At 61.8% G+C, this 12,750-nt stretch carries 14 protein-coding genes and 2 pseudogenes; 8 read left to right on the top strand and 8 right to left on the bottom strand.

Annotated features, from left to right (window positions below; genetic code table 11):
• The first annotated feature begins 66 nt into the window (after positions 1 to 66).
• The 3 genes from ACZ9DP_RS23585 (at position 67) to ACZ9DP_RS23575 (ending at position 2,121) form a co-directional block, all read left to right on the top strand.
• Positions 67 to 870, top strand: a complete 804-nt coding sequence (locus ACZ9DP_RS23585; RefSeq protein WP_194729851.1) for an ABC transporter permease — start codon at positions 67 to 69, stop codon at positions 868 to 870.
• Complete coding sequence (locus tag ACZ9DP_RS23580) at positions 867 to 1,697, top strand: ABC transporter permease (protein ID WP_476203747.1); 831 nt, start codon at positions 867 to 869, stop codon at positions 1,695 to 1,697. The genes ACZ9DP_RS23585 and ACZ9DP_RS23580 overlap by 4 nt, the downstream gene beginning before the upstream one ends.
• Positions 1,698 to 1,854: 157 nt before the next feature.
• Entirely contained in the window at positions 1,855 to 2,121 is a 267-nt protein-coding gene (locus ACZ9DP_RS23575) for an usg protein (protein WP_039845088.1), read from the top strand.
• Between the two features lie 5 nt (positions 2,122 to 2,126).
• On the opposite strand, the gene ACZ9DP_RS23570 is transcribed toward ACZ9DP_RS23575, so the two are convergent.
• Positions 2,127 to 2,852, bottom strand: coding sequence for a DUF2270 domain-containing protein (locus ACZ9DP_RS23570; protein WP_074068482.1), 726 nt, complete (start codon positions 2,850 to 2,852; stop codon positions 2,127 to 2,129).
• 124 nt (positions 2,853 to 2,976) lie between these two features.
• On the opposite strand from ACZ9DP_RS23570, the pseudogene ACZ9DP_RS23565 reads away from it, so the two are divergent.
• From ACZ9DP_RS23565 to ACZ9DP_RS23555, 3 genes and pseudogenes are all read left to right on the top strand, one after another.
• Positions 2,977 to 3,790 (top strand): annotated as a pseudogene (locus ACZ9DP_RS23565) (class I SAM-dependent methyltransferase).
• Positions 3,791 to 3,975: 185 nt separating this feature from the next.
• On the top strand, positions 3,976 to 4,668 hold the full coding sequence (locus ACZ9DP_RS23560; RefSeq protein WP_283072216.1) for a glutathione S-transferase family protein: 693 nt from the start codon (positions 3,976 to 3,978) through the stop codon (positions 4,666 to 4,668).
• Positions 4,665 to 4,946 (top strand): ArsR/SmtB family transcription factor, encoded by a 282-nt coding sequence (locus ACZ9DP_RS23555; protein WP_074068489.1) that lies wholly within the window; start codon positions 4,665 to 4,667, stop codon positions 4,944 to 4,946. The genes ACZ9DP_RS23560 and ACZ9DP_RS23555 overlap by 4 nt, the downstream gene beginning before the upstream one ends.
• Position 4,947: 1 nt before the next feature.
• Here the strand turns inward: ACZ9DP_RS23555 and ACZ9DP_RS23550 are convergent.
• The 4 genes and pseudogenes from ACZ9DP_RS23550 to ACZ9DP_RS23535 form a co-directional block, all read right to left on the bottom strand.
• Positions 4,948 to 5,767, bottom strand: a pseudogene (locus ACZ9DP_RS23550) (ATP-binding cassette domain-containing protein).
• A gap of 10 nt (positions 5,768 to 5,777) precedes the next feature.
• The gene (locus ACZ9DP_RS23545) at positions 5,778 to 6,614 is read right to left on the bottom strand and encodes an ABC transporter permease subunit (RefSeq protein ID WP_194729857.1); all 837 of its coding nucleotides are present in this window, start codon (positions 6,612 to 6,614) and stop codon (positions 5,778 to 5,780) included.
• Positions 6,615 to 6,639: 25 nt separating this feature from the next.
• Positions 6,640 to 7,815 (bottom strand): FMNH2-dependent alkanesulfonate monooxygenase, encoded by a 1,176-nt coding sequence (ssuD, locus tag ACZ9DP_RS23540; protein ID WP_476203746.1) that lies wholly within the window; start codon positions 7,813 to 7,815, stop codon positions 6,640 to 6,642.
• Between the two features lie 36 nt (positions 7,816 to 7,851).
• Complete coding sequence (locus ACZ9DP_RS23535; RefSeq protein WP_239598499.1) at positions 7,852 to 8,817, bottom strand: aliphatic sulfonate ABC transporter substrate-binding protein; 966 nt, start codon at positions 8,815 to 8,817, stop codon at positions 7,852 to 7,854.
• 274 nt (positions 8,818 to 9,091) lie between these two features.
• On the opposite strand from ACZ9DP_RS23535, the gene ACZ9DP_RS23530 reads away from it, so the two are divergent.
• Both ACZ9DP_RS23530 and ACZ9DP_RS23525 read left to right on the top strand, forming a co-directional pair.
• On the top strand, positions 9,092 to 9,961 hold the full coding sequence (locus tag ACZ9DP_RS23530; protein ID WP_476203745.1) for an NAD(P)-dependent oxidoreductase: 870 nt from the start codon (positions 9,092 to 9,094) through the stop codon (positions 9,959 to 9,961).
• Entirely contained in the window at positions 9,958 to 10,641 is a 684-nt protein-coding gene (locus ACZ9DP_RS23525) for a DNA alkylation repair protein (protein ID WP_476203744.1), read from the top strand. Before ACZ9DP_RS23530 ends, ACZ9DP_RS23525 begins: the two co-directional genes overlap by 4 nt.
• 271 nt (positions 10,642 to 10,912) lie before the next feature.
• Here the strand turns inward: ACZ9DP_RS23525 and ACZ9DP_RS23520 are convergent, their stop codons facing one another.
• The 3 genes from ACZ9DP_RS23520 to ACZ9DP_RS23510 all read right to left on the bottom strand — a co-directional run bounded on the left by ACZ9DP_RS23520 (position 10,913) and on the right by ACZ9DP_RS23510 (position 12,650).
• On the bottom strand, positions 10,913 to 11,401 hold the full coding sequence (locus ACZ9DP_RS23520; protein WP_074061474.1) for an Lrp/AsnC family transcriptional regulator: 489 nt from the start codon (positions 11,399 to 11,401) through the stop codon (positions 10,913 to 10,915).
• A 68-nt stretch (positions 11,402 to 11,469) separates the two neighbouring features.
• A complete protein-coding gene (locus ACZ9DP_RS23515) occupies positions 11,470 to 12,099 on the bottom strand; it encodes a uracil-DNA glycosylase family protein (protein WP_476205466.1) in 630 nt (209 codons plus the stop codon).
• On the bottom strand, positions 12,096 to 12,650 hold the full coding sequence (locus ACZ9DP_RS23510; RefSeq protein ID WP_476203743.1) for a thermonuclease family protein: 555 nt from the start codon (positions 12,648 to 12,650) through the stop codon (positions 12,096 to 12,098). The genes ACZ9DP_RS23515 and ACZ9DP_RS23510 overlap by 4 nt, the downstream gene beginning before the upstream one ends.
• Positions 12,651 to 12,750 lie beyond the last annotated feature (100 nt).

Genomic DNA, 12,750 nt, shown 5'->3' with positions numbered 1-12,750 from the left:
TCCGCCATTTTTGTTTGACAACCATGGAAAGATCAAAACGGCATAAGCCGTGAGGGGAAAGTTGGCATGGGCGGATTGTTTTCCGCGCCGGGCTCGTTCTGGGCCTGGATAGGATATATCTTTGATCCGCTCTGCGGACCTGCCGGCGTTTTCACCTGGTTCGGGCAATCGACCATCCTCGCCTGTGGCGATGCAGGCTGGGGCGACGAAATCGCGCTCGGCCTGAAGACTACCGTCACCGTGGCGCTTTTGACGCTTCCCGTCGGCCTTATCATCGGCTTCTTTGTCGCGCTTGGCCAGCAATCGGAAGAAAGGTCGGTGCGCCTTGCGTCGGGCATCTACACCACGATTTTCCGCGGCCTGCCCGAGCTCCTGACGCTCTTCATCATCTATTACGGCCTGCAGATCCTGATCCAGTCGGTGCTCACCTCCTTCGGCTACGAGCAGCGGGTGGAGATCAATGCCTTTGTCGCCGGCATGATCGCGCTCTCGGTGGTCTTTTCCGCCTATTGCGCGGAAGTGCTGCTGTCGGCCTTCCGCGCCATTCCGAGGGGCCAGTACGAAGCCGGCTATGCGCTCGGCCTTCATCACGGCCGCACGCTCGGACTGATCGTGCTGCCGCAGTTGATCCGCATCGCCCTGCCCGGCCTCACGAACCTGTGGATGATCCTGCTCAAGGACACCTCCTACGTCTCGATCATCGGCCTTGCCGACATCCTGCGCCAGACCGGCGTCGCCGTCCGCGTCACCAAGCAGGCTTTCTTCTTCTACATCATCGCCTGCGGCCTCTATCTCGCGCTTGCGATCATCTCGTCGATCGGCCTCAGCTATATCGAACGCTGGGCGAAGCGCTCTGGGGCCCGCCGATGAGCTATGCGCAAACCCTCATCCCGCCGCAGCCGGCGCCGAAGGAAATCGTCAAGCCGATAACGGGCATGCGCGTCGTCGGCTCGTTCCTCGTCCTCCTTTGGGCGCTGCTTGCCGCAAGCCTGATCTACATGGTGATCGCCGGCTGGGACGTGGACAAGTTCACGCGCTATGGTCCGCGCTACCTGCACGGACTGATGACGACGATCATCCTGGTGACGATCTCGGTCATCTTCGGCGCAGCACTTTCCCTGCCGCTCGCCTTCGCGCGCATGTCGAAGAACAGGATCATCAGCACGCTTGCCTATTGCTACGTCTACGTCTTCCGCGGCACGCCGCTCTTGGCACAGCTCTTTCTGATCTACTACGGCCTCGGCGGCTTCCGCGCGCAGCTCGAAGCCGCCGGCCTCTGGTGGTTCTTCCGCGACGCCTGGTATTGCGGTCTCTTTTCGATGACGATCAATACCGCTGCCTATCAGGCCGAAATCCTACGCGGCGCCATCGAAAGCGTGCCGAGCGGCCAGCACGAGGCAGCGTCAGCGCTCGGCATTCACAAGGCCGTCGCCTTCCGCAAGATCGTTCTGCCGCAGGCGCTCATCGTGGCGCTGCGCCCCTACGGCAATGAAATCATCCTGCTGATCAAGGGCTCTGCCGTGGTCGCCATCATCACCGTTCTCGATCTGATGGGCGAAACCCGCTACGCCTTCTCGCGCACCTTCGATTACCAGACCTATCTCTGGGCGGCGATCTTCTATCTTTCGATGGTCGAAACGCTCCGGCATTTCTGGAACTGGATCGAGCGCCGCCTGACACGGCATCTAAAGCGCTGACCGCTTGGTAGCACTCCCATATGAGTGCTGCCAAGCCATTGAAATCAAAAACAAATAGCCTTTTCCTCCCACATCTGTCAAGCTTGCGTTAACCGACGCGTGTTTCCATTTCATATAATGTTCACAAACGTGACATGGGAATGAAACCGAGGCTGAGATGAACAAGGATTTCGAAAAGCAGCTTCAGGGATACGGGCTGACCACCGCCCACATCCTCTACCACCTGCCGGATCACCCGGCGATCCTCCAGACCTACATCTGGCAGGAATACGATCTTGCTCCGGATTTTCCCGAAATGCGTGGCTTTCTGAAGTTCTGGCAGGAAAAACTGGACGGCCCGCTGCATTCGGTGCGCTACATCCACCGCAAACTGATTTCGGCAACGGAATGGCGCGCCCTGAAAGGCGAGTTCATTCTGCATTGAGGCCGCTAGACATGCGCCTCGCCATGAATGAACTCGCCTTTGTCGGGTTCCCGGCGTAACACGCCGTAGAGGATGGCGAGATAGAAGGCCACCACGAGGGCAATCACCACGAGCCCCGGAAGCGGTCCGAGCACGGCATTGTCGATCACATAGGTCCAGGAATGTGCCTGTGCCAGCGCGCTGCCCTCGGTCTGCAGTTTCGGCGTCGTGATTTTCAGCGCCCAGGCAAGCAGCATGATGAGATACATCCAGCTGTAGTTGCGCCGCAGCCGCCGCTGGACGGCATCCGCATAGGTCAGCAGGAACGTCGGCTTGCGCAGGCTCCTTGCGACCACTGGACCCCAATCGCGCGCGGAATTCGCCTCCGGCGACAGGATCTGCGCGAAATAGTTTTTTTCGACCTGCCGGACCCGGGCCCGGTAGATATCGAAGAACCGGTAGCGCCTCGCCTCGATGAGCAAGAGCAGCGAGATCAGCATTATTCCGAAGAGAAGCACGCCATGATGCGCGGTCGGCGTCGACAGCGAGAGGGAGAGCAATGCTGCGACCACCGTGATCGCCCAGTTCGACGTCCGGTCGATGCGATCCCGCCAACTCGTCATGCGTCCGAGTTCGCCGCGATAATAGTGCGCGAGCGTATTGGTGATTTCAACCGGCGTCAGCGGCAGTGGCGGCGTTGCCTCCTTCCGGGCGCTCTCGTCAAGGCCGGGCTTGCTGATGTCCGTCGTCATGGCATTCCTCCCTTTCCTCCTTATTGACATCTCCATTTCGCATTCTGCGCCTCCAAGGCCGCCATTGCAAAAGGCGGCAAGCCGCCTTAGAGGCTTGCCTGAACTTAAAAAGGTGGTGACGGCAATGGCAAAGAAGATCGACGAGGAAGCGCTTGCGGAAGCCTATAACCGCGCCCTTGCCCTCGAAAAGGCCGGTGACATCGACGCTGCCGTGAAGGCCTATGAGGAGGTGCTGGCAATCGACCCCGAAGACCACGGCGGCGCGGCCGTCCGCATCGCCTCGATGGGCCGCGGCGAAACGCCGGTCAGGGCGCCGGATGCCTATGTCGAAACCCTATTCGACCAGCATGCCGAAGTTTTCGAGGACGTGCTTGTCGAGCAGCTTAGCTACCACGTCCCCATGCTGGTGCGCCAGCGCCTGCAGGAGCTGAAGCTCGATCGCTTCAAGCGCCTGCTCGACCTCGGCTGCGGCACGGGGCTCACGGGCGGCACGCTGCGCGACCTCTGCGAGGAGATGACGGGCATCGATATTTCCGAAAACATGGTCGAGATCGCCCATGAGAAGGAAATCTACGAGACGCTCTTCGTGGCCGAGGTCGAGGACTTCCTCGACGACAACGACGAAGACGCCTTCGACCTCATCACCGCGACCGACGTGCTGCCCTATCTCGGCGCCCTGGAGCCGCTCTTCTTCGGCGTCGCCGAAAACCTGACGCCCGGGGGCCTCTTCATCTTCTCCTCCGAGACGCTCCCGCCAACCGACGGCCGCCTTTACGCCGTCGGCCCGCACCAGCGCTTCCTGCACGCCGAAGCCTATATCCGCGACCGCCTGACAGCGACCGGCTTCGACCTCGTGGAGATGTGCGAAATCAACGTCCGAATGCAGGAAGGGTCAGCCCAGTCCGGGACATCTGGTGATCGCGCGGTTGGCCGGCTGAGGCGCACGATCCTACAAGCTAACTGCGTTCGCTTATAAGCATCTAGCCTCCCTGACGCGACATAAGAAATAACGGATCGCGCTGCATCGGACACTTACCCAATCAGGAAACCATCCCTTGCGGCCCGCGCAGCAACCTGATACTTAGCCATTCAGTAAACTTTCCGATCACTGAAGGCTCGATCCATGTCGCTGGTTCTTTACGGACATCCCCTCGCCTCCTTCTGCCACAAGGTGTTGATCGCGCTTTACGAGAACGGCACGCCTTTCGAAAACCGCACCGTCGATCTGGCCGATGAAATGTCGAGCGCCGATCTCTTCCGCTTTTGGCCGGTCGGCAAGATGCCGGTCCTGCGCGACGAGGCGCTGGACAGCACGATCCCCGAGACGAGCATCATCATCGAATATCTCGACCGACATTACCCCGGCACTATCCGCCTGTTGCCGGACGATATCGACCGGGCGCTTCGCGTCCGCCTCTGGGACCGCTTCTTCGATCTCTATGTGCAGACGCCGATGCAGAAGATCGTCACCGATACCCTCCGGCCGGACGGCGGCAAGGATCCGCATGGCGTGCAAGAGGCACGCGGCACGCATGCAACGGCCTACGGCATGATCGAGCAGCAGCTCGGCAGCAACCAGTGGATCACCGGCGACAGCTTCACGATGGCCGATTGCGCTGCGGCACCAGCCCTCTTCTATGCCGAAACGCTCGTTCCCTTCGGCGACGACCAGCCGAAGCTCCGCGCCTATTACGAACGCCTGCTCGAGCGGCCGTCCTTTGCGCGGGTGCTGAAGGAGGCACTGCCATACTTCAAGTTCTACCCGTACAGTCACCAGCTCCCCGAGCGCATCCGCAGCGAAATGCCCACCGAATGATCATGGAACCTGCCGCCCTCGACCGGATGTTTCACGCTTTGTCCGACCGCAGCCGCCGCGGCATGGTCGATCGCCTCGGCCGCGGCCCTGCCTCCGTCATGGAGCTGGCAAAGCCTCTCTCCATGACGCTGCCGACAGTGATGAAGCATCTGAGCGTGCTGGAATCGAGCGGCCTCGTGCAGTCCGAAAAGGCCGGCCGCGTCCGCACCTACCGCCTGCAGCAGGACGCGCTTGGCCATCTCGATCGCTGGATTTCCGAGCGAAATCGACAAAGCTAATCTAACGCGCCGCGTCCTTGCCGAGGATCGCCGAAAGCAGCTTGCCCTCCAGTTCGGCGAGTTCGGCATTGCCGTGCCTGCGCGGATGCGGATAAGGGATCGCGAGATCGAGCGCGATCCGCCCCTCATCGAGGACGATCACCCGGTCGGCCAGATGCACCGCCTCGCTGACGTCATGCGTCACCAATACGGCGGTGAAGCCGAGTTCGCGCCAGACGCGATTGAGGAGTTCCTGCATGCTGATGCGCGTCAGCGCATCCAATGCCCCGAGCGGTTCGTCAAGCGCCAGCACGCCGCGGCTTGCTCACCAGCGCCCGGGCCAGCGCCACGCGCTGCCGCTGGCCGCCGGAAAGCCGTGACGGCCATTCCGACGCCTTTTCGGCAAGCTGCACTTCGAAGAGCACCGCCGCCGCTTCCGCCAGTGCCAACCGCGTCTCCACATTGTCGCCGAGCCCGACGGCTACATTCTCCGCCACGCTCAGCCACGGCAGCAGGCGCGGCTCCTGGAAGACGATGCGCGCGTTCGGCTGGCCCTCGGCACCGGCGGTATTTTCGAAGCGCAACTCACCGGCCGTCGGCCGATCGAGCCCCATGAGGATCCGAAGCAGCGTGCTCTTGCCGCAACCGCTCTTGCCGATCACCGCGACGAACTGGCCCGCCGGAATGTGCAGGCTGATGCCGCGCAAAACCCGGTTGCCGCTGAAACTCTTCTCAAGGCCCGTCAGCGTGATCGAAGCGGCACCGGCTTGCGCAACGGCCGCTTCCGTCTCGTATTCCGGCTCAGTAGCCCCCTGGAAGCGCTCATGCGTGATGACGGTCATTGCGTCTCTCCTATTTCTGATAGACGGGGTTCCAGGTCAGCGCCCGCCGCTCCAGCGCCCGCGCCACGACATCCGCCAGCTTGCCGAGCACGGCATAGATCACCAGCGCCAGCACCACGACATCCGTCATCATGAACTCGCGGGCATTGTTCGCCATGTGGCCGATGCCGGAAGACGCGGCGATCGATTCCGAAACGATCAGCGTCAGCCACATGATACCGAGCGCATAGCGCAGCCCGACGAAGATCGAGGGCAGCGCCCCCGGAAAGATCACCTTGCGAAACAGCGTCCAGCCGCCCATACCGTAGACCCTGCCCATCTCGATCAGGTCGCGGTCGACGTTGCGCACGCCGTGATAGGTATTGAGATAGACCGGGAAAAGCACGCCGAGCGACGTGAGGAAAAGCTTCGATTCCTCGCCGATCCCGAACCAGAGAATGACAAGCGGGATCATCGCCAGATGCGGAATGGTGCGCAGCATCTGCAATGTCGTATCCGTCAGCTGCTCGGAAATCTTCGAAACGCCGTTTGCAATGCCGAGCAGGAAGCCGATCGACCCGCCGACGATGAGCCCCGCGAAAGCCCGGCACGCACTGACGAGAACGTCATGCGGCAACTGCCCGGATAACGTGGTCGACCAGAAGGCGACAGCCACATCCGCCGGTGACGGCATGACACGCGAGGAGATAAGCCCTGCCGAAGACGCCGCCTGCCAGGCGAGAATGATTACGAGCGGTACCAGATAGGGCAGCAGCGCTTCGCGGCTCGGAAGCGAAAATCGAGAGCGCACCTTGCGGCTCTCCTGCCCGGCGATCGCTCGCGTGAACGGCGTTTCGAAAACCGACATGCTTATCTCCTTGCGTGCTTTGAAATCAGGAGCCGGAAACGACCTTCAGGTTGCCGCCATGGCTGCCACCGCCGAAGACATGGTGACGGCCGAAATCGCTCTTGAGGCCGTGGCGCTGCTCCTGGCGCTCGAGTCCCAGTTCGGGAAACAGCAGTTCGGCGACACGGTAGGCCTCTTCCAGATGCGGATAGCCCGAGCCGATCACCGTCTCGATGCCGAGGTCCTGGTATTCGCGAAGCCGTGCGGCGACCGTCTTCGGCGAGCCGACCAGTGCTGTCCCGGCACCGGCGCGCACAAGGCCGACGCCGGCCCAGAGGTTCGGCGAGACCTCCAGCTTGTCCCGGCGACCCCCGTGAAGGGCCGCCATGCGCGCCTGGCCGACGGAGTCGGACTCCTTGGCGAAACGCTGCTGCGCTTCCTCGATCGTCGCATCGTCGAGCTTGGAGATCAGCCGGTCGGCCGCCGCCCATGCTTCTTCATCCGTTTCGCGGACGATGAAATGCAGGCGGATGCCGAAGCTCACGTCACGGCCTTTCTTGGCCGCGGCGGTGCGCACGCGCTCGATCTTTTCGCCGACCTGTGCGGGCGGCTCGCCCCAGGTTAGATACTTGTCGACGCGGCCCGCCGAGAAATCGATCCCGGCATCCGACGAGCCGCCGAAATAGAGCGGCGGTCGCGGGGTCTGGACGGACGGAAAGCCGAGCTGCGCATTGGTTGCCTTGATATATTTGCCGTCGAAGCTCGCGACACCCTTTTCCAGCAGCTCTTCCCAGACGGTGAAGAACTCCTCGGCATGCGCATAGCGCTCGTCATGCTCCAGATGGATGCCGTCTCCGGCAAGCTCGCCCGGGCTGCCGCCGACGACGATGTTGAGCAGCACGCGGCCGTTCGAGATGCGGTCGAGCGTCGTTGTCAGCCGCGCATAATAGGCCGGCGACGCGGTGCCTGGACGAATCGCGACGAGGAACCTCAACTTCTCGGTCTTGGCCGAAAGGGCTGCGGCCGTCACGAAGGACTCCTCGCAGGCGACGCCCGTCGGCAAAAGCACGCCGGAATAGCCGAGCCGGTCGGCGGCCTGCGCGATCTGCGTCATGTAGCCGATATCCGGCGCGCGGGTCAGCTCGCCGGAGCCGAGATAGGCCCCGTCGCCGGAGGTCGGGATGAACCACAGGAAATCGATAGGCTTGGATGAAGCGCTCATGGGTCGGAAATCTCCTTTGAAAACCGGAAACAGAAATCAGCTCGCCTTCGGCCGCCAGACGATATCGCCGGTGGTCAACTGCTTCGGCACGATGCCGAGCTTGTAGAATTCATCGGCAAGCGCCTGCTGGTAGGCCGCCGCATCGTCGGTGATGGTCGTCACGGCGCCTAGATCGGCGCCCGGCCGCGACAGCGTCACGCGGGTCACCTCAGCCGGCACGCCGGTGATTTCGGAGAGCTCCTTGACCGTATCGTCGAGCTTGCCCTGCGCCGACTTACCGACCTTGCCGAGTTCATCGATCACGTCGACAATCACCTGAGCGTTGGCATCGGTGAATTCCTGATTGGCGAGGAAGTAGCTGTATGAGGGAACGATGCCCTCGGCCGTCGTCAGGATACGGGTCTCCGGATCGGCCTCGGCGATTGCAAGATAAGGGTCCCAGATCGACCAGGCATCGATGCTGCCGTTCTTGAAGGCAGGGGCCGCATCCGGCGGCGCAAGGTCCAGCGGCTGGACATCATCGATCGTCAACCCCGCCTTGCGTAAGACTTTTACCGTAACGTTATGCGCGCTCGACCCGCGCTTAAACGCAACCTTCTTTCCCTTCAGGTCTTCGAGGGTCTTGATCGGAGAATCCTTGCGCACGAGGATCGCCGAACCCGCCGGGCTGCCACGATAGGTGCCGACATAATAGAGATGGCCGCCTGCAGCCTGCGCAAAGAGCGGCGGCACGTCGCCTGTCGCGCCGAAGTCGAGCGCACCGGCACCGAGCGCTTCGAGCAGCGGCGGCCCGGAGGTGAATTCTGACCAGCTGACCGAAATGCCGCGATCGGCAAGCCGGCTCTCCAGCGCCCCGCGGCGCTTGGCGAGCGCCAGCACGCCGTTCTTCTGCCAGCCGATCCGGAATTCGGTGGCTGCAGCGCGTGCGGGTTTGATGGCCGGCAGAACGGCAGCCGCCGCAGCAGCACCGAAAAGTCCGAGCGTCTGGCGTCGAGAAATCATGGCAATCCCCTTTCCTTCGCGGCAGCATCCTTGATCTGCCGGTCGTTGCGATGTCTCGATAATGATAATGTCTATATATTATATCGACAATTTTATTTGTAAGTTTTGCCGCCCCGGCAATTTTCCTGACCGGAATGTCCCCGTTTTGCGAAATATTATTCCAAAACACGCCGTCGAGGAATTTCGCAGGCAAACCGGACCGGCATTACTTTGGCTTTCCTGCCGCGGCACTTTCGGCTAATCATGCCCCGAATTCAGGAGAAGGATCTGGCATATGGCAAAAGTCGCGTTCATCGGTCTCGGCGTCATGGGCTTCCCCATGGCAGGTCACTTGAAGACGAAGGGCGGCCACGACGTCACGGTCTATAACCGCACGGCATCCAAGGCTGCGGACTGGGCCGCCAAGTTCGGCGGCAAATCCGCCGCGACGCCTGCCGAAGCTGCAGCAGATGCCGATTTCGTCTTCACCTGCGTCGGCAATGATGACGACCTGCGTTCGGTCACCACCGGCAGGGGCGGCGTTTTGGAAGGCATGAAGAAGGGCGCCGTGCTCATCGACAACACCACCGCCAGCGCCGAAGTCGCCCGCGAGCTTTATGAAGCCGCCAAGGCAAAAGGCAGCGATTTCATTGACGCACCGGTTTCCGGCGGCCAGGCAGGTGCGGAAAACGGCGTGCTCACCGTCATGTGCGGCGGCGATGAAGCCGTCTTCGAAAAGGCAAGGCCGGTCATCGACGCCTATGCCCGCATGGTCGGCCTCATGGGTCCTGCCGGTTCCGGCCAGCTCACCAAGATGATCAACCAGATCTGCATCGCCGGCATCGTTCAGGGTCTCGCCGAAGGCATCCATTTCGGCAAGCGTGCCGGCCTCGACATCGAGAAGGTTATCGACGTCATCTCCAAGGGTGCTGCCGGCTCCTGGCAGATGGAAAATCGCCACAAGACCATGAGCCAAGGTAAATACGATTTCGGTTTCGCCGTCGACTGGATGCGCAAGGATCTCTCCATTGTGCTCACCGAAGCACGCGCCAACGGCGCGAAACTGCCCCTCACTGCCCTCGTCGACCAGTTCTACGGCGACGTCCAGGCGATCGGCGGCAACCGCTGGGATACGTCCTCCCTGCTCGCGCGTCTGGAAAAATGATCGGCCCCTCCGCAAGCGCAGCCGAGCTGATCGCGCATCTGCAGACGCTGCGCTCGGAGGAGAACATTGCCGGCATGATCCGCTTCGGCATCGTCACCGGTAGCGCGCTCGGCATCTCCAATCCCGATCTCCAGAAAATCGCCCGCCTTGCGAAGAAGGACCACGCCCGCGCGCAGGAGCTTTGGCAAAGCGATATCCGCGAGGCACGCATGCTGGCGCTCTACACAGCCGAGGCGAAGAAGCTCACGCCCGCCGAAGCCTGCCGCTGGGTAAAGGATTTCAACTCCTGGGAAATCGTCGATTGCGCCGCAGACCTCTTCGTCGAGGCGAGGCTCGATGACGTGATTTTGCAATTTGCCGCCGACGATCGCGAATTCGTCCGCCGCACCGCCTTTGCCATGATCGCCGGCGCTGCTGTCCACCGCAAGCAGGACCCGGACGAAACTCTCCTCGCCTGGCTCCCCTTGATCGAGGCGCATTCCGGCGACCCGCGCAACTTCGTGCGCAAAGCCGTCAACTGGGCGCTGCGCAACATCGGCAAGCGCAGCCGCGACTGCCACGCCCCGGCTCTGGCCCTCGCCGAACGCCTTGCCGCAAGCCCCGACAAGATCGCCCGCTGGATCGGCAAGGACGCCGTCAGGGCGTTGACCAATGAGAAGGTAATGGGGCGATGGACCTAGGAGCCCGGCGAGTGCGAGCATGAGGGAATGCAACGGCAGACGCGACGTTCGCTATTTGCAGCATCGTGTCTGCGCCGTGAATGACTGATGCGACGTTTAAGGGCCTTCCGCGCCCAAGGACTTGGGCGCACTGGTCTGTGACGAGCACAGGCATGAGGCGGGGCAATGACAGCACAAAACAGCAACGTTGCCGGTGCGGTTACTTGACCGCGATAGCCGCGATAATAGGCGGCACGTGCCAACCTTGCTCTTCCCGCACAATGGCTAGACCTCAATCCTCGCTGGACTTCGCATTGTCCAAGACCATGTAATCAAGCGGCAGCTGCGTCGAATACTTGATCTGCTCCATGGCGAAAGCCGAGGAAACGTCGCGGATCTCGATCTTGGCGATCAGCCGCTTGTAGAAGGCGTCGTAGGCGGCGATATCCGGCACGACCACGCGCAGCAGGTAATCGACGTCGCCGCTCATGCGGTAGAATTCGACCACTTCGGGAAAGTCCGAGACGACTTCGGAAAAACGCCTCAGCCACTCGATCGAATGCGTCGCCGTGCGGATCGAGACGAAAACCGTGACCTTCGTGTTGACCTTCTCGGGGTCGAGGATGGCGACGCGGCGCTTGATCACGCCGTCCTCTTCCATCTTCTGGATACGGCGCCAGCACGGCGTTGTCGAAAGCCCCACCTTCTTGGCGAGATCGGCAACTGCCAAAGTCGAATCTTCTTGCAAAAGACGCAGTATCTTGCGGTCGAGACGGTCCATATGCGAAAGCCCTTTTCGAATTATTTTCTCTATATAACGCGATTCCGGCGCCAGAAAAGAATTTTGTTTCAGGATGTGAGCAATTTTACTCTGTTCCGCAGCACCGGAAGCAGTTCCTCTTCGAACCAGGGATTGCGCTTCAGCCAGCCGCTGTTGCGCCAACTCGGATGCGGCAGCGGCAAGACCGCCGGACTGCGGTTTGAAAACAGCGTCTCGCGCCACGCCTTCACCGTTTCGGTCATGTTCGGCTTGCGCAATCCGCTCATATGCCATGCCTGGGCATATTGCCCCACAGTGAGCACAAGCTCGATCTGCGGCATCCGATCGATCACCCTCTGGCGCCAGAGCGGCGCGCATTCCCGTCTCGGCGGCAGGTCGCTGCCCTTGGCGTCGTAGCCCGGAAAACAGAAGCCCATCGGCACGATCGCGAACCGCTTTGCATCGTAGAATGTCTCGCGCTCCACCTGCAGCCAGTCGCGCAGACGGTCGCCGGAGGCATCGTTGAAGGGAATGCCGCTTTCATGCACCCTAAGGCCTGGCGCCTGGCCGGCAATCAGGATGCGCGCGGTAGACGACATCACGACGACCGGCCGCGGCTCGTGCGGAAGCCGATCGTCGGCCCGCAGTGGCCGATCGCGGCAGATGCGACAGTGCGCAATTTCGCTGTGCAGCGCGGCAAGCGCCGCTTCGCCCGTCAATGCCATCCCGTCACCTGCCGGACAAGCCGCCTCGCATCCTCGAATCCCGATTGCCTGTGCTCATGGTCGCGCACGTCGCGCGGCCGTTCGAATGTCCCCGCCCAGAGACCTGCCCTTTCCGCCCGCGCCCTCTCCTCTTCCCGCTCGTAGTTCCCATAAGAGACGGCCATGCCTCTGGCCACGATCTCTCCGTTGAGATCGATGCCGCCGCTCCGGCAGACGACGAGCAGCCGGTCATACTGGTCCCGTTCGGCGCCGCCGCATCGGGTATCCCGGCCAGCCACCAGACCCTGCAATGTCTCTTTTGCCTCCCGGCCGCAGGCCCAGCGCCTTCCGCCGCGCTCGCAGATCTGGTTGAGCTCCGGCGCATCGATGCCCTTCAGCCGCATGCGTTCGGCACCGATCGTCAGGCTGTCGCCGTCTGCCGCATGAAATTGGCCGGCGTGCACGGTATCGGGCTTGTCGTTGAGCTTTGCGGCGATCAGCCAGATCAGCGCGAGCATTGCGAAAGCTGTGACACCGTCGCGTATCGTTTCGAAACCACGCGCCACGCTTTCGCCTCCTTGAAAAACAAACCGTTGGCAAAAATGGCAAACAACTTCTTAAGAATTGCGGGTTACGGTGGAACCATCCGCGGATCAAGTATCATTG

The organism is Rhizobium sp. USDA 4016 (assembly GCF_056279705.1).
This window is presented reverse-complemented; position numbering and strand designations above follow the sequence as displayed.